Origin of the sequence: Billgrantia campisalis (assembly GCF_022341425.1) — a bacterium.
In the GTDB taxonomy this organism is placed as follows: Bacteria; Pseudomonadota; Gammaproteobacteria; order Pseudomonadales; family Halomonadaceae; genus Halomonas; species Halomonas campisalis.
This window is the reverse complement of record NZ_JABFUC010000007.1, coordinates 1-16092: the sequence shown is the minus strand read 5'-3', so window position 1 is coordinate 16092 and position 16092 is coordinate 1. Positions and strand designations below refer to the sequence as shown.

10 protein-coding genes are annotated in these 16092 nt (G+C 65.2%); all 10 read left to right on the top strand.

The features are described 5' to 3' along the window. Window positions 1-15: 15 nt before the first annotated feature. A complete protein-coding gene (locus HOP52_RS09725) occupies window positions 16-1395 on the top strand; it encodes an undecaprenyl-phosphate glucose phosphotransferase (RefSeq protein WP_238977185.1) in 1380 nt (459 codons plus the stop codon). Between the two features lie 147 nt (window positions 1396-1542). Then, on the top strand, window positions 1543-3006 hold the full coding sequence (locus HOP52_RS09720) for a mannose-1-phosphate guanylyltransferase/mannose-6-phosphate isomerase (protein WP_238977184.1): 1464 nt from the start codon (window positions 1543-1545) through the stop codon (window positions 3004-3006). Further along, window positions 3003-4214 carry a glycosyltransferase gene (locus HOP52_RS09715; protein ID WP_238977183.1) on the top strand — a complete coding sequence of 404 codons (1212 nt, stop codon included), beginning with the start codon at window positions 3003-3005 and terminating at the stop codon, window positions 4212-4214. Before HOP52_RS09720 ends, HOP52_RS09715 begins: the two co-directional genes overlap by 4 nt. After that, window positions 4211-4465 (top strand): hypothetical protein, encoded by a 255-nt coding sequence (locus tag HOP52_RS09710; protein ID WP_238977182.1) that lies wholly within the window; start codon window positions 4211-4213, stop codon window positions 4463-4465. The genes HOP52_RS09715 and HOP52_RS09710 overlap by 4 nt, the downstream gene beginning before the upstream one ends. After that, window positions 4462-7362 (top strand): glycosyltransferase, encoded by a 2901-nt coding sequence (locus tag HOP52_RS09705; RefSeq protein ID WP_238977181.1) that lies wholly within the window; start codon window positions 4462-4464, stop codon window positions 7360-7362. Before HOP52_RS09710 ends, HOP52_RS09705 begins: the two co-directional genes overlap by 4 nt. Beyond that, entirely contained in the window at window positions 7356-8171 is an 816-nt protein-coding gene (locus HOP52_RS09700; protein ID WP_238977180.1) for an ABC transporter permease, read from the top strand. The genes HOP52_RS09705 and HOP52_RS09700 overlap by 7 nt, the downstream gene beginning before the upstream one ends. Window positions 8172-8262: 91 nt before the next feature. Beyond that, a complete protein-coding gene (locus HOP52_RS09695; protein WP_238977179.1) occupies window positions 8263-9489 on the top strand; it encodes an ABC transporter ATP-binding protein in 1227 nt (408 codons plus the stop codon). Continuing rightward, window positions 9486-10988: a methyltransferase domain-containing protein gene (locus HOP52_RS09690; RefSeq protein ID WP_238977178.1), complete on the top strand. Its 1503-nt coding sequence runs from the start codon at window positions 9486-9488 to the stop codon at window positions 10986-10988. The genes HOP52_RS09695 and HOP52_RS09690 overlap by 4 nt, the downstream gene beginning before the upstream one ends. After that, window positions 10985-12010 (top strand): glycosyltransferase family 4 protein, encoded by a 1026-nt coding sequence (locus HOP52_RS09685; protein WP_238977177.1) that lies wholly within the window; start codon window positions 10985-10987, stop codon window positions 12008-12010. Before HOP52_RS09690 ends, HOP52_RS09685 begins: the two co-directional genes overlap by 4 nt. 460 nt (window positions 12011-12470) lie before the next feature. Next, a partial coding sequence (locus HOP52_RS09680; RefSeq protein ID WP_238977176.1) for a DUF4214 domain-containing protein occupies window positions 12471-16092 on the top strand: 3622 nt, incomplete at its 3' end.

Below are 16092 nucleotides of genomic sequence, written 5' to 3'. Positions count from 1 at the left end.
TGGACAATGGCCACCATGACCAGCGACTGGCTGCGCCGCGGCATGCGCTGCTTCGATGCCTCCCTTGCCCTGGCAGTCGCTTTTGGCCTGCAGTACTTGATGCCCGGGCTGGAGCATACCCAGGGCATCGAATACCCGCTGCTGATCCTGGTTGGCAGCCTGCTGCTGCCTGCCTGTGGTGAGCTGCTAGGGCTTTATCAGCCTTGGCGGGGTCGCAGTCTCTCCCGCATGCTCGGCGTTTACGCCGCCGCCTGGATACTGACCATTGGCCTGCTCAGCCTGTTCCTGGTGATGACCCAGAGCGCGGTGATTTTCTCTCGCGGTTGGATGGCGGCGGCCTCGCTGGCCGTGCTTGCCGCGGGTCTGCTGCTTCGCGGCCTGCTGCACGTCGTGCTGCGCCAGCTGCGAGCCAGCGGGCACAACCAAAAGCGGGTGTTGCTGATTGGCACACGGGCCAACCGTGAACGCGTGCAGCGGCGTCTCGCCGATTTGCCGCACATTGGCTATCGCATCACTCAGGCAATCACCGATGAAGGCCAGGGCCCCGGCGAACCCGGGGGCGCCGACGTTCACAGCCGAGTCGAGGCGCTGGCCAGGCAAAGCATCTTCAAGCGCGATTTCGACGAAATCTGGCTCAGCTATCCCCTCAGCGAAGGCGACACCGTCAAGCGCCTGGCCAATGTGCTCATGGCCGTGCCTGTCGACATACGCTACTTCCCCGACCTGACCGACGTGCGCCTGCTCAACCATCGCGTGGCGCAGGTTGCCAACATGTACTCGCTGGACCTCAACCACTCGCCGCTCAACGGGCCCATGCGCCTGGTCAAGGCGGTGGAGGATCGCGTTCTGGGGCTGGCGCTGTTCTTGCTGTTCCTGCCGGTGATGGCGGTCGTGGCGGCGGTGATTCGCTGGAAAATGGGCGGTGCGGTACTGTTCAAGCAGTATCGTCATGGCCTGGACGGCAAGCGCTTTCGTATCTACAAATTTCGCACCATGGTGGCGGATGACGCCCAGTGCACCCCGCAGGCGTGCCACCTCGACCCGCGGATCACCTCGCTGGGGGCCTTCCTGCGGCGCACCAGTCTCGACGAGCTTCCCCAGCTCTTCAATGTCCTGCAGGGGCGCATGTCGCTCGTCGGGCCAAGGCCCCATGCGATGGACCACAACGATCACTATAAAGACCTCATCGACAGCTACATGCAGCGTCACCGGGTCAAGCCGGGCATGACCGGTTGGGCGCAGGTCAACGGCCTGCGCGGCATCACGGATAGCATCGAGCTGATGCGCAAGCGGGTAGAGTACGATATCCACTACATCGACAACTGGTCGCTGGGTCTCGACCTCAAGATACTGGCCATGACGATTACGCGGGGTTTCGTCAACCGCCAGCGCTAGGCGGACCTAGGCCCGTCGAGGGAGAGGTTGTCGGGCGGGTGTCGCCGTGCTTGCCAAGTGTTATCATCGCCAACCCCTTTTAGGTCGCCGAAGAGCGGCTATGAGCACGCTGGGAACGCCGATACGTCAACACCTCAAGGAGGACCCATGATACTGCCCGTCATCCTGTCTGGCGGCTCTGGCTCCCGGCTTTGGCCCGTTTCACGTGAGCACTACCCCAAACAGTTTCAGCGTCTCAACTCGGCGCAGCACAGCCTGCTCCAGGAAGCCGCTCTCAGGTTGGAAGGGGTTGAAGGGGCGCTGCCACCGCTAATCGTGTGCAATGAAGCCCACCGTTTCCTGGTGGCCGAGCAGCTTCACTCCCTGGGCGTGTCCTCCGCGCGCATCATGCTCGAGCCCTTCGGGCGCAATACGGCCCCGGCGCTGGCCCTGGCCGCCTTGGCCGCCAGCGAAAGCGACCCCACCAGCCTGTTGCTGGTCATGCCGGCCGACCACGTGATCGAGCGCCGGGCGGCCTTCCTGGCGGCGATCGAGCAGGGCAGGGAACTCGCCGAAGAGGGGCAACTGGTCACTTTCGGTATCCAGCCGGCCAGTCCCCATACCGGCTACGGGTACATTCGCCGCGGCGAGATGCTGGGCACGGGCTACCGTGTCGACGCCTTCGTCGAAAAGCCGGATCGCGATCGCGCCCAGGCCTATCTCGACAGCGGCGACTACCTCTGGAACAGTGGCATCTTCCTGTTCTCCGCCGAACGCTATCTCGAGGAGCTGAAGGCCCAGGCGCCGGACATACACAGCGCCTGCCTGGCGGCCTATGCCGGGCGCCGCGAGGACCTGGACTTCCTGAGAGTCGACGGCGAGGCGTTCGGCGCCTGCCGCAGCGAGTCGATCGACTACGCGGTCATGGAGAAAACCCATCGAGCCGCCGTGGTGCCCATGGACCCCGGCTGGAGCGATATCGGCGCCTGGGATGCGATCTTCGCGCTCAAGTCCGACCCCGCCGCCTGCGGCAACGCCGTCCAGGGCGATGTGCTGCTGCATGACACCCATGACAGCCTGATCCACAGCCAGTCGCGGCTGGTCGCCACGGTGGGCGTGCAGGATCTGGTGGTAGTGGAAACCGAAGACGCCGTGCTGGTCGCCCACCGCTCCCGCGCTCAGGAGACCAAGCATATCGTGGAAGCCCTGAAGGCGAGTGGGCGCTGCGAGAGCCAGGCGCTGCCGCAGGTCTATCGCCCCTGGGGGCACTACCGCACCATGGTGCTCAACGAAGGTTTCCAGGTAAAGGAGATCGTCGTCAAGCCGGGCGCCAAGCTGTCGCTGCAGATGCATCACCACCGTGCCGAACACTGGATCGTGGTCGCCGGCACCGCCAGGGTCACCCTGGGCGATGGGCATGGCGATTGCGAGCACTTGCGCAGCTTTCTGCTCAGCGAGGACGAATCCACCTACATTCCCCTGGGCACGGTGCACCGCCTGGAGAATCCCGGCGTCATTCCGCTGCGCCTGATCGAGGTGCAGACCGGCTGCTACCTGGGCGAGGACGACATCGTACGCTTCGACGACGCCTACGGGCGCGTCCCCGAGTCCCGTGGAGCCGCGCAAGAATGAGTGAGAACGCCCTCGAGCGTCTGCGGCACTGGGGCGGGGCACGACGCATCGCCATCGTCCACGACTGGCTGGTGGTGTCCGGCGGGGCCGAAAAGGTGCTCGACGCCCTGCTGCAAGCCTTTCCCGGCGCCGAAGTCTTCACCCTGGTGGATTTCCTGCCGCAAGCGCATCGCGGCAGGCTGGACAAGCACCGCGTGCACACCAGCCTGATCCAGCGGATGCCCCTGGCGCGGCGATACTACCGGCACTACCTGCCGCTGATGCCCTACGCCATCGAGCAGTTCGACCTGCGCGACTTCGATCTCGTCATCTCCTCCAGCCACTGCGTCGCCAAGGGTGTGATCACCCACTCCGGCCAGCGCCACCTCTGCTACTGCCACACACCGATGCGCTACGCCTGGGACATGAAGGAAGCCTACCTGGTCGATGCGCACTTCCGGCTTCCGGGCATGGAGGCCCTGGTGCGTCGCACCCTGGGTCGGCTGCGTCAATGGGACCACTTCACCGCCAGCCAGGTGGATCGCTTCGTGGCCAACTCCGCCAACGTCTCCCGGCGCATCGCCAAGTATTACGGCCGCGGGGCGTCGGTGATTCACCCCCCGGTGGACCTCGACGCCTTCACGCCCAACGACGGGGCCCGTGAAGACTACTATCTGGCGGCCTCGCGGCTGGTGGCCTACAAGCGCCTCGACCTGATTATCCGCGCCTTCCGCGATATGCCGGAGCGGCGCCTCAAGGTGGTGGGGGATGGCCCGGAGCGGGGTCGCCTGGCCGCCCTGGCCCGGGGCTGCCCCAATATCGAACTGCTCGGCTTCCAGCCCGACCCCGCCCTGCGTGAACTGATGGCCCGCGCCCGGGGCTTCGTGTTCGCCGCCGACGAAGACTTCGGCATCATGCCCCTGGAGGCCCAGGCCTGCGGCACCCCGGTGATTGCCTACGGCCGTGGCGGCGCCCTGGAAACCGTTCGCGAAACGCCGGATGCCCAGGCCACCGGCCTGTTCTTTCACCAGCAGTCCGCCGCCTCGCTAAGCGAGGCACTCGCGCGCTTCGAGCAGCGCCGGTATGATCCCCACGCCTGTCGTCGCCAGGCCGAGCGCTTCGCTCCCACGGGCTTCTGGGAGCGCTGGATGAGTCTGCTGGAAGCCGACCAGAGCGAAACCGACGCTGTCGTTCCGAACTACCGAGACAACAAGGAGCCGACGTCATGAAGCGCCAACTGCGCCGACTCGTTGCCCGCCTGCTGAATCGGCTGGTACGAATTCCCCGTCTCAAGCTCATCGGCCAACGCGTTCTCAGCCATTTTCCCCGGCTGCGCGGCCTGGTGCTGCGCATCATGCACGGCGGAAGCTGGCGAGCGCCCAGCGCCCAGCCGGTGACCAATGCCTTCGATACCCGTGGCGAGCGGCAGCAGCGGCTGCTGGACGACCTGCAACAGCGATGGAACCGCCCCTCACCATGACGACCTGCTATCTCGTCGACAATCCCGCCGGCCGGCCGCTGGCCGAGGACCCTGGCTGGCTCGATGCGCTGAAGGCGTCCCCCGGCGACAGCGGGATCCTTATCGGCTTCAGCCACGCCGACCTCATCACCATCCGGCAGCGACTGGAAGACCAGCTTCCACCCAGCGCCCTTCTCTCGGTGGACGAGGCCGCCCTGGACGCCCTGGGAGGCGCCGAAAGCGAGCTGGCGCGGCTCGCCCTGGAGCGCGCCATCGAGGGCCTCTGCCCGGAAACCCTCGAATGCCACGGCCACGCCGGACAGCGCCTTCGGTTCGGCATGCAAGCGTCAGTGGCCGAACCGCAGACAGCGGCGGTCGAGCCCGACCGGCGGCCGCGGCTCGCCTTCGTCTCGCCGCTGCCCCCCCAGCCCACCGGAATCGCCGACTACAGCGCCGAGCTGCTGCCCTACCTGGCGGAGCATTACGAGATCACCCTGGTGGTCGACCAGCCAAGCGTGGAGGAGCGCCTGGCCGAGCGGTATGCCGTGATCGAGACCGCGGACTTCGCCAAACGAGCCCGTGAGTTCGACCGGGTGCTCTATCAGGTGGGCAACTCCCTCTATCATGCCTATCAGTTCCCGCTGCTCAGGCGCCACCCCGGCAGCGTGGTCCTGCACGACGTCTATCTATTCGATGCCGTCTGGTGGATGCAGGAGAGCCAGGCCTGGCCGGACGGCCTCGCCCAGCAGCTGTTCAGTGACCATGGCTACCCGGCGTCGCTGGCCCTGCACCAGCGCGACCCCGAGAAAGAACCGCTCCCACGCGGCCCGGAAGACTACCCGGTCAACGGCTTCGTGACCCAAGAGGCCGCCGGCTTGATCGTCCACTCCGCCTTCGCCCGCGACCTCGATCGCCACTGGCGGCCGGATGCCGAACGAGCGCCCGCGGCGGTGATTCCCCATCTGCGCCAGCTGCCCGACGAGATCACCCCGGCGCTCAAGCGCCAGGCCCGCCAGGCGCTGGGAGTGGCCGAGAACACCTGCCTGATCGCCAGCTTCGGCGGCATCAACCCCAAGAAGCTCAGCGACCGGCTGGTCGAGGCCATCCTCGACACCCCCCTGGGCGAGCATCCCGACATCCAGCTGGTGCTGGTCGGGGCCCAGCATGGCGGCGAATTCGGCCGTCGGCTCGAGCGGCGTCTGCGCGGTCATCCCCGTGTCGGCCGGGTCACCATCACCGGCTTCGTCGACCGTGAGCGCTATTTGCGCTGGCTGCAGGCCGCGGATATCGCCGTCCAGCTGCGCCAGCACTCTCGCGGCGAAAGCTCCGGGGCGATTTTCGATGCCATGGCCCATGGGGTGGCCGTGGTGGCCAACGCCCACGGCAGCAGCGCCGAATTGCCCGAATCGGCGGTGGCGATGCTGCCCGAACAGTGCGACCTGAACGCGCTTTCCGAGTCTCTGGTGGCGCTGGTCGACGATCCACAGCGGCGCCAGGCGCTTGGGCAGGCCGCACGCGGCTTCGTGGCCGAAGCGCTGGCCCCGCCGCGCATCGCCACCCGCTACCGCGAGGCCATCGAAGGCTTCGCCCGGGGGACCCGCCGGCAGCGTGCCGAGCAGTGGTTGGATCGCCTGGCCGCCTGCCAGGCGCTGCGCGAGCTCGACGAACCGCGGCTGAAAAGCGCCACCCGCACCCTGTGCGAACTCGACACCCTGGCCCCGGCCCAGCCACCCCGCATCCTGTTCGACGTCAGCACCATCGCCTGGCACGACCTCAAGACCGGGATCGAGCGGGTCACCCGCCGGCTGGCCGACGAGCTGCTGCGCCATCCGCCGCCGGGCTGGCGGGTCGAGCTGATCCGCTGGGGGGGCGACGACTTCCACCTGGCGCGCGGCTTCGCCAGCGACCAGCTGGGCATCGCGCCGCCGGCACCGGACCGCCCCTGCGAAGCGCGCCCCGGCGACATCTACGTCAGCGTCGAGTGGGCGCCCCCCCTGCTGGAGCAGGCGGGCCACGCCCTCGAGCGCCTGCGCGCCCGCGGAGTGCGCTGCTACTTCACGGTGCACGACCTGCTGCCCCTGCGGCTGCCGCACTGCTTCCCGGACGACACCCCGGCGCGCATGCGCGCCTGGTTCGAGGCCATCGCTGGCCTGGCCGACGGCATCACCACCGTCTCGGCCACCGTGGCCGACGATGTGCGCGGCGAACTGGAAGCGCTGGCGCTGCCCCACCCGCCCTGGGTGCGTCACTTTCACCTGGGGGCCGATTTCTCGGGCCATGCCGCCGGCGAGCCGCTGCAGCGCGGCGAACAGCGCCTGCTCGAGAAGATCGGTCAGGCCAGCGGCGCCACGCTGCTGGTGGTGGGCACGGTGGAGCCCCGCAAGGGCCATCGCCAGGTCATGGAGGCCATGGAACGCTGCTGGCAAGACGGGGCCGAGCTGAACCTGGTGATCGTTGGCAAGCAGGGCTGGGACGTGGACGACCTCATGCAGCGAATCGCCCGCCACCCCCGGCGCGATCGCCGCCTGTTCTGGGTGGAGGGCGCCAGCGATACCCTGCTGCGGCGCCTCTATGCTGGAAGCGACGGCCTGGTGGCCGCTTCGCTGGGCGAGGGCTTCGGCCTGCCGCTGATCGAAGCCGCCCATCACGGCATTCCCATCCTGGCACGCGATATCCCGGTGTTCCGCGAGGTGGCCGGCGAACACGCCGACTACTTCACGGCCGAGACCGCCGAAGACCTGGCCCAAGCGCTGACTGCCTGGCAGCGGCGCTGGCGGGCCGGCGAGCTAGGCGACTCGCGCGCCATGCCTTACCAGAGCTGGGCCCAAAGCGCCGGGCAGTGGCTGGGGCATATCCTCGCCGAGCAGCCCACGCCAGCGGCGCCGGGCCAGCCCCAGGGAGAGAACGGCTCATGTTGAATGCACTGCAACCCCGGCTGGCCGGCTGGCGGGCCCAGCTGCCGCTCATCTGGCACCTGGCCCGTCAGGAACTGGTCGACCGCCACAAGGGCTCGGTGATCGGCAAGGCCTGGACGCTGATCGGACCGCTGATCAACATCCTGGTCTTCGTGCTGGTCTTCTCCCGGATCATGGGCGCCAGGCTCGAAGGCTTCGGCGCCGAGATCGACCAGTACACCTACAGCATCTACCTGATCTGCGGCATTCTCGCCTGGACGGCCTTCGCCAAGTCGCTCAGCAGCATCACCAACCTCTACGCCGAGCGGGCCCACCTGATCACCAAGGTGAAGGTGTCGCTCAAGGCGCTGCCGGCGTCCGTGCTGCTGGCCGAAAGCATCATCTACGCCATCAGCATGGCCTTCTTCGCCGCCTTTCTGTGGCTGATCGGCTTCCCCTTCAGCGCCTGGTGGCTGGGCGTGCCGCTGGTGTTTGCCCTGCAGCTCGCCTTCACCTACGCGCTGGGGCTACTGCTGGCGATCCTTGCCGTCTATCTCAAGGACATCAAGGAAGCGGTGGCCGTGCTGCTGCCGGTGCTGTTCTGGACCACGCCGATCGTCTACGTCAGCGATATCCTGCCGGAGTGGGTCATGGGCTACATGCGCTTCAACCCCATCTACCAGCTGGTCGATGCCTACCGCGACCTGATCATGTACCACCAGTGGCCCGGAGGGCTGGGGTTGATCGGTGTCGCCCTGGCCACCCTGGCGCTGCTGCTCACGGCCCTGTGGCTGCTCAAACGCACCGAGCGCGACCTGCGTGACTGTTTATAACACCCGTTCAGGACTGTCTATAACACCCGTTCAGGACTGTTTATAACACCCGTTCAGGACTGCCCGTGACGCTTTTCAAAAGAGGCCAGCGATGATCACCGTCAACGACCTGCACAAGTCCTTCAAGCTATTTGCCAAACCGGCGGATCGGCTGCTCGAGGCATTGACGGGCCGTGCCCGCCACGCCACCCATGTGGCGCTGGACGGCGTCAGCTTCCAGGTGGGCGAGGGCGAGGTGCTGGGCGTGCTGGGCCGCAACGGTGCGGGCAAGTCCACCCTGCTCAAGCTGATGACCGGTGTGCTGCTGCCGGATGCCGGCCAGATCCATATCGACGGCCGCGTCACCGGCCTGCTCGAGCTCGGCACCGGTTTCAACCCAGAGCTCAGTGGCGCCCAGAACATCACCGCCAACGCCCTGATGCTAGGCATGACCCACGAGGAGATCGATGCCCGCCGCCAGGCCATCATCGATTTCTCCGAGCTCGGCGACTATATCCACGAGCCGCTGCGCACCTACTCCTCCGGCATGGTCATGCGGCTCGGCTTTGCCGTCGCCATCCATGCCGACCCCGCCTGTCTGCTGGTCGACGAAGCCCTGTCGGTGGGCGACGGCTACTTCCAGCAGAAGTGCATGAAGCGCATCCGCGAGTTCAAGGAGCAGGGCGGCGCCATCCTGTTCGTCTCCCACGACCTCAACGCCGTCAAGGTACTCTGCGACCGCGCCCTGGTGCTGGAAGACGGCCGGGTGGTGCACGAGGGCGACCCCGAAGGCGCCGCCAACCTCTACAATCGCATCATGGCGCGCCAGGCCGAGGAGGAGGAGGGGCGCCACCAGGCCCGCCAGCACGGCGCCTATGGCACCTATCAGGTAGAGATCACCGGCGCCAGCGCCCTCGGACGGCGCAGCGGCAGCACCACCCTGAGCAGCGGCGAGACCCTGGAAGTGAGTCTCGACCTCCACGCCCGCCAGGCCCTGGAGGATGTGGCGCTGGGCATCATGATACGCGACCGCTTCGGTCAGGATGTGTTCGGCATCAACACCCATCAGCGCCAGGGTCCCTTCCGCCTGACCGCCGGCGAGCGTCGGCGCATCCACCTGGCCATCGAGGCCGCCATCGCGCCCGGCAAGTACACCATCACCCTGGCCCTGCACTCCGGCGATCACCACCTCGATGACTGCTACTGGTGGCATGACAGCGCCCTGCAGTTCGAAGTGGCCGGCTATCTGGGCCCGAAATTCTCGGGGCTCTGCCGGTTGCCCTGCGAGATCGACCTGAACGCCTCAGACCAGGGGCTGCCCGAGAAGGAATCGACATGAGCGAGTCGCAGCAAACCGAGCTTGAGGCTCTGGTGAACAGGCTGCGGGATGCCGCTGCCACCCTGGATGCCGAGCAGCCCCCCATCGCTCCCCCGATCGGCGACTGGCGCCGCCAACTGCTGGCGCTGCGAGAAGGGCTGTCGGCGCCGGACCCGCTCCTCGACCCCCGGCGCCCCGAACTGGCCGAGCTGCTGGCCTGGGACCGCGATGCCGAGGCCTTCCTCGCCACCCTCTACCGGTATCTGCTGGGACGGGAGATCGACCCGGAAGGGCGCGACTACTACCTGGGCATACTGCCCGAGCTGGGTCGGCTGCAGGTGGCGGCCCTCCTGGCCGACTCGCAAGAGAGCCGGGAGCATTGCCGGCACCAGGGGGTCGAGCTGCCCGCTGGGCTGCGGCGGGTGATTGCCGCAGCGAACCGGGCGGGCCGGCTGGACCGGCGATACCTGCCGGTCCAGCGCCTGTTGACACGGCTCCTCGCCCTGGTGACCCGCTGGCGGCGCCGCGACTGGCGGCACGAGGCCTCACTGGCGCGCCTCCTGGCCCAGCGCGCCACCTGGGAGCAGGAGCGTCGCGAGCTGATCACCGCCGTGCTGGAAATGGACGATCGTCAGAACCAATTTGGCCAACGTCAAGATCATGAGTACGCCCGTCAGCGCTCGCTCTGGGAGCAGCTCGCCGTGCTGCGCAAGCGTACAGCCTCGGGTGCGACCTCACCCTCGGCGCTATCCACAGCCCCGCCCACGCACCCAGCCACGGCCCAGTCCGTGGCTTCCGCGCCCCCAGAGTCGCCCCTGGGCGCCGGCATGGACGAGGAGCTGGACGCCTACTACCTCGCCTTCGAGGCCGCCTTCCGGGGCCCCGAGGCGGATATCGCCAGCCATCTGGATCACTATCGCGACGCCTGGACCCGGGCCCGCCAGGCCGGCGAGCGGGCCCTGGACCTGGGCTGCGGCCGCGGCGAGTGGCTGCGCCTGCTGCAACGGGCCGGCTTTGCGCCCCGCGGCATCGACCTCAACGCCACCATGGTCGCCCACTGTCGGGAGCAGGGCTTCGACGTGGCCCATCAGGACGCACTGGCCGCCCTGCGCGAATGTGAAGCGGGCAGCCAGGCGCTGATCAGCGGCTTTCACATCGCCGAACACCTGCCGTTCGAAAGCCTGTTCCAGCTAGTGGCCGAGGCATACCGCGCCCTGGTGCCTGGCGGCGTGCTGATCCTCGAGACGCCCAACCCCGAAAACCTCATCGTCGCCAGCTACAGCTTCTACCATGACCTGACCCATCGCCATCCGCTCACCCCGCCCACGCTGCAGTTCCTGCTGCGCTTCCACGGCTTCGGCGATACCGCCATTCGCCGCTTCAACCCGCCGCCGGAGCAGACCCGGGTACCGGGCGAGGGCCCCGTCGTCGAGCGCCTCAACGCCATGCTGGCCGCGCCCATGGACTACGCTGTAGTAGGTACCAAGCCCATGGCGGGAGAAGAGGAGCGCCAGCCATGAGGCTGTTGGTCACCGCCAACCACACTCCCTTCATTGCCGGCGGCGCCGACTATCACGTCAATGGCCTGGTGGATGCCCTGCGCCAGCACGGCCACCAGGCCGAGCTTTTGCGGCTGCCGTTTCATTACGGCGAGGCCGAGATCGAGCGACTCATGGCCTTCACGGAAGGGCTCGACCTGCGCCGCGTCAATGACGTGGACATCGACCGGGTGATCAGCCTGCAGTTTCCCGGCTACGGGGTGAACCACCCCGATCATGTCGTCTGGCTGATGCATCAGCACCGTGCCTGCTACGAGCTCTATGACCCGAACAACGCCAGCCCCGCGCTCGCCGCTCTGAAACCCAAGGTGGAAGCCTACGACCGTCACCACCTGGCCAAGGCAAGCCGACGCTATGCCAATTCTCCTCGCGTGGCCGAGCGACTTCGAGAGTACAATGGCCTCGCGGCTCAGCCGCTCTATCATCCGCCCCACCGGCCGGAGCGCTTCACCTGCGCCGCCGACTGGGGCTACATTTTCTACCCCAGCCGCCTGGAGCCGCTGAAGCGCCAGGCGCTGTTGATCGAGGCGGCGGCCCATCTCACCACGCCGGTAAAACTGCTGATCGCCGGCGATGGCAGCCAGCGCCACACGCTGGAGGCCATGATCGAGACACTGGGCGTGGAAGACCGCGTGCGGCTATTGGGGCGAATCTCCGAAGCCGAAAAGCTCACGCTGTATGCCCACGCCCTGGCGGTGGCCTTTCCTCCCTTCGACGAGGATTACGGCTACGTCACTCTGGAGGCGATGCTCAGCGCCAAGCCGGTGATTTCCTGCACCGACAGCGGCGGGCCCACCGCCTTCATCGAGCCCGGGGAGTCGGGCTGGATCACCTCGCCGACCCCAGAGGCCCTGGCCGCCGCGTGTGACGCCGCTTGGCAAGACCGGCGGCGTACGGCAGAAATGGGCCAGGCAGCGCGTGCCGTCTATGCTGGGTTAGATATCGGTTGGGAAGCTGTCATTGAAACCTTGCTGTCCTCATGACCGATTAATCAGCGTTGATCAAATGATGCGGCTTAGGCAAGTTGCGGATGCGCGGGCAAGTTGCGGATGCGGTGGTTGCCTTCTAGAGTGAAAAAAGCGTGAGCGGCACACGGGGGGCTGCTCATGATAAGTTATGAATGAGATTTCGGTCATGAGGATGGTCGTCATGAAGATGTCAATGGCTAGTGGCAAGATTTGTCTTGGTTTTTAATGGCTCCAGGCGTTGACGATATTGGAGGGAGGCCATTACATTGATGCGTGGAACGCCGCGCCCGGAGGATTGGTAGACTGTCGCAGGATCGGCGGGTTCAAGGGAACGCTTGCCGTCCTGTTACGCCGACAGTCGCTCAAATTGTCGGCGCGAGGCACCACCATGGAAAGACCTTGAGCGCTCAAGGTGATGCAAGGGCTGATGCTCCTGTAGCGTCGGATCTTCAAATTGGAAGGAGACTATAGTCCCATGGCAACACAAGAATCTTTGGATCTGGTCCAAAAACTGTACGTGGCCTACTACGGTCGCCCGGCCGATCCGTCTGGCCAGCAGTACTGGGCAGAACAGATCGACGAGCGAGGGATCGACGCGGTGATCAACGATTTCGGCACCTCGCCGGAATTTGATGCCCGTTTCGGCAGCATGTCCAACGAGCAGTTGGTCAACAATCTCTACTTCCAGCTGTTCGGCCGTAGCGCCGAGGCGGAAGGTCTGGCCTTCTATGTCGACCATCTGGAAGCCGGCAACCTGACCCTGGCCGAGATCGCTCTGACCATCGCGGGTGGCGCGCAGAACGAAGACGCCGTAGCCCTCGACAACAAGCTGGCCGTGGCACAGTCGTTCACCGACGCCATCGACGATCCCAACGAGATCACTGCCTATCAGGGTAACAACGCTGCCAACACGGCGCGTCAGTTCCTGGTCAATGTCAACGAGAACACCGATCCTGCAGCGGTAGATGTCGACGGGTTTATTGCCCAGCTGGTTAAGGCCGCCGGCCAGCCCAGCACCCAGAACGTCTTCACGCTCACTGAAATTCCCACTCAGACCGAGACCACGCTGAGCTGGAATGGCGTGGACGTTGAGGACGCCCTGGCCTTCCTGCAAAGCGTCAGCGACCTGACCCTGGAAGACCTGGGTATCGAGGTCTCCGGCGACAAGATCGTCAACGTCGAAAACGTCAATATTTCCGACAGCGGCGATAACTCCACCATCACCGTGACCCTGCTGGATGGCTCCGTCTTCGAGGCCACCATCGATACTCCGGCCGCGCTGTTCGCCGAGATCATCGATGGCCTCCAGCAGAATGAAGAAGTCACTCAGACTGGCATCGTTCTGACTCCCACCCAGAACAACGGCGGTGCCTTCGAGTCCGGCTACACCACCAGCGCCAACGACCTGATCATCGCCGGTCGCCCCGAGCTGCTGCACGGTGCCTACATCGACGGCGGCGGTGGCTACAATGTCCTCGAAGTGGACATGAAGGGCTTCTTCGCCCAGCCCTTCCAGCTGAAGAACATCCAGGAAGTGCAGGTCCAGAATCTGCCGAACTACTATCAAGTCAGCGAGACGATCTTCGAAGACGCCAACTTCCCGATGCCCGACATCGATGGCGGTGCCAGCATCCTCGACCTGAGCCGCGCCCGCGAGCTCGAGAAGCTGGTCATCAACGAAGGCGGTGCCTTCAGCGGCGAAGGTGAGGCAGGTGCCCTGCACCTCCTCGGCATCGAAGGCAGTGCGACCGCCCGCCTGGAAGGCAACTTCACCCAGGACGTCAACCTCTACTACGGCCGTGGCCTGGGCGATGCCGTCGAGCTGGAGCTGGCCAACGTCACCATGAACACCGGTAACCTGGCGCTCGGCCACAACGCCGGTACCGTCAACCTGCTCTCCGAAGGCCGCCTGAACGTTCTGGAGAACGCAGACTTCGGTGAATTCCTGCGTGAACTGAATGTCTCCGGCAGCGGCGAGCTGGTCATCAACTCCGACCTGCAGTTCGCCTTCGGTGAGGCTCACGTCGATGCCTCCGCCAACACCGGTGGCCTGCGCCTGGGTATCACCGCTTCTGACAACCTGGACGATGCCGACGGCACCGGCGGCAGCGACCTGCTCCAGGAAGTCACCGTGCTCGGCTCCCAGGCGCGCGACGTTATCGCCATCAGCGGCACCGAAGCCGGTGTGGTGCTGAACGTCGACACCAACGCCGGCCGTGACACCCTGATCCTCGACGGCGTTGACGCCGGCCGTGGCTCCAAGATTGCGGGCAGCGAGCTGACCCTGCACATCAAGGGTGACGTCGAACTCGACTTGGTCAACACCGACGATGTGACCGTGGATCGCGTCGTGCTGCACCAAAGCAGCAAACTGACCCTCAACCAGGAGCAGTTTGCCCTCTGGGGTGGTGTCCTCGAGACCAACCATCGCGACACCGTTGAAATCGAAGTGATCATCAGCGAAGACACCTCGCTGTCTGAGCTGATGGCCGACTTCGATCTGGACAGCAACATCAAGCTGAGCCTGATCGTCGAGAAGGGTGCCACCCTGACCCTGACCGCCGAAGAGCTGCACAAGTATGTGGCTGAAGATGGCATTGAGTTTGACGCCGAAGACGGCCCGAGCAAAGGCTTCTTGGTTATCACCGAGGCTGGCCTGCAGTTCGATGCCACCGGTCAGAGCAACTACAGCACTGGCGGTACCATCTCTGGTTGGGGTGATGATAACCTCACCATTGAGCGCAGCTTCAACGGCTTCGAGCGTCCGGACACTGTCGATAGCCTCGACGTGCTGACCATCGATACCGACCTGCTCAGCGCTGACGATCAGCCGATCGGTGACATCGAGACGGGTGCCCAGACCCTGGTGATCACCGGGTCGCAGGACGTCGTGTTCGATGGTTACGTCGAGCTGAACGGTGGTGATGGCATCTTCTTCATCGACTTCTCCGAGCTGGAAGGCACGGTGGAAGGTCTGACCATCAAGAACTTCGATCAGATCTACAATACTGCCGATGATGAGTGGGGCTCCATCATTGGCAATAACACCGGTACCCGCATCGATGTGATGCTGGCAGGTGATGTGGGTGAGGCCTCTCCCGATCCCGCAACCGGTCTGCCCACTCAGGGCGTAGCCGAGTATGTGGTCGTGGACCTGGGTGGCGAAGATCGCTTCTTCAACATCTCCGACAGCTCCCAGGACCTCGAGCAGGTCGGCCTGAAGGGCAATCAGGGCTACACCCTGACCTTCAACAACCTGCCGTTCGGTAGCACCAACCCGGAAATCCTCCTGGAAGGTGACGGCTTCGCCAACTTCGACGAGCTGTCCAAGGCCGCTGGCGACCCCAACGCCTCCAACATCGGTACGGTGGAAGCCCTCTGGTTCCGCGATGGCGAAGCCTCTGGCGTGTTCAACATCAACAACGCTGGTGTGACCCTGGGCGCTACCTCCACCGGTGGCACGCGTTCGCTGCATGTCGATGGCATCATCACCAATGCCGGTGACGTAACCATCAACGTGGCCGACGGCGACGCCATCATCGGTACCCTTGAAGCCAACTATGCGTCCTCGATCACCGTCAACTCCAACCCCTCTGACGTTCAGCTGTGGTTGGATGGCAGCAGCTTCGATGAAGATGTGCTCGAGACCATCGACATGTCCGGCGTCGACGGTACCGCTGTGCTGGGTGTGGGTGAGCATGTTGACACTGACGATTTCAGCTTCAGCGGCTTCGAAGGCGGGGTCATTGACCTCTCCAATGTCGAGCTGATCGGTATCGATGCCATCGCCCTTGCCAAGGATTCCGAGCTGACACTCAACGTCAACCAGCTGCAGGAAATTGATCTGATCGCTGCATTTGATGTTGATGAGGACTCCGCCACGCTGAATGTAGCCAACTACGATGGCTCCGAGTTCGACTTCGGTACCCTGGATCAGGAAGGGATCGATGTTGGCACCGTGACCTTCCTGGAAGGTGAGGACATCGTCGTCGATCCGGCCACAGACTTCACTGGTATCGACCAGCTGGTCATTCCGGAAGGCACGAACGTCACCATCTCCGCCGAGCAGTTCAAGCAGCTGGTCGAGTCCGGCGCCA

Excerpts from the sequence above, each read along its gene's own strand:
- HOP52_RS09725 (WP_238977185.1), top strand. The coding sequence starts at position 16 with ATGACCAGCGACTGGCTGCGCCGCGGCATGCGCTGCTTCGATGCCTCC.
- HOP52_RS09720 (WP_238977184.1), top strand. The coding sequence starts at position 1,543 with ATGATACTGCCCGTCATCCTGTCTGGCGGCTCTGGCTCCCGGCTTTGG.
- HOP52_RS09715 (WP_238977183.1), top strand. The coding sequence starts at position 3,003 with ATGAGTGAGAACGCCCTCGAGCGTCTGCGGCACTGGGGCGGGGCACGA.
- HOP52_RS09710 (WP_238977182.1), top strand. The coding sequence starts at position 4,211 with ATGAAGCGCCAACTGCGCCGACTCGTTGCCCGCCTGCTGAATCGGCTG.
- HOP52_RS09705 (WP_238977181.1), top strand. The coding sequence starts at position 4,462 with ATGACGACCTGCTATCTCGTCGACAATCCCGCCGGCCGGCCGCTGGCC.
- HOP52_RS09700 (WP_238977180.1), top strand. The coding sequence starts at position 7,356 with ATGTTGAATGCACTGCAACCCCGGCTGGCCGGCTGGCGGGCCCAGCTG.
- HOP52_RS09695 (WP_238977179.1), top strand. The coding sequence starts at position 8,263 with ATGATCACCGTCAACGACCTGCACAAGTCCTTCAAGCTATTTGCCAAA.
- HOP52_RS09690 (WP_238977178.1), top strand. The coding sequence starts at position 9,486 with ATGAGCGAGTCGCAGCAAACCGAGCTTGAGGCTCTGGTGAACAGGCTG.
- HOP52_RS09685 (WP_238977177.1), top strand. The coding sequence starts at position 10,985 with ATGAGGCTGTTGGTCACCGCCAACCACACTCCCTTCATTGCCGGCGGC.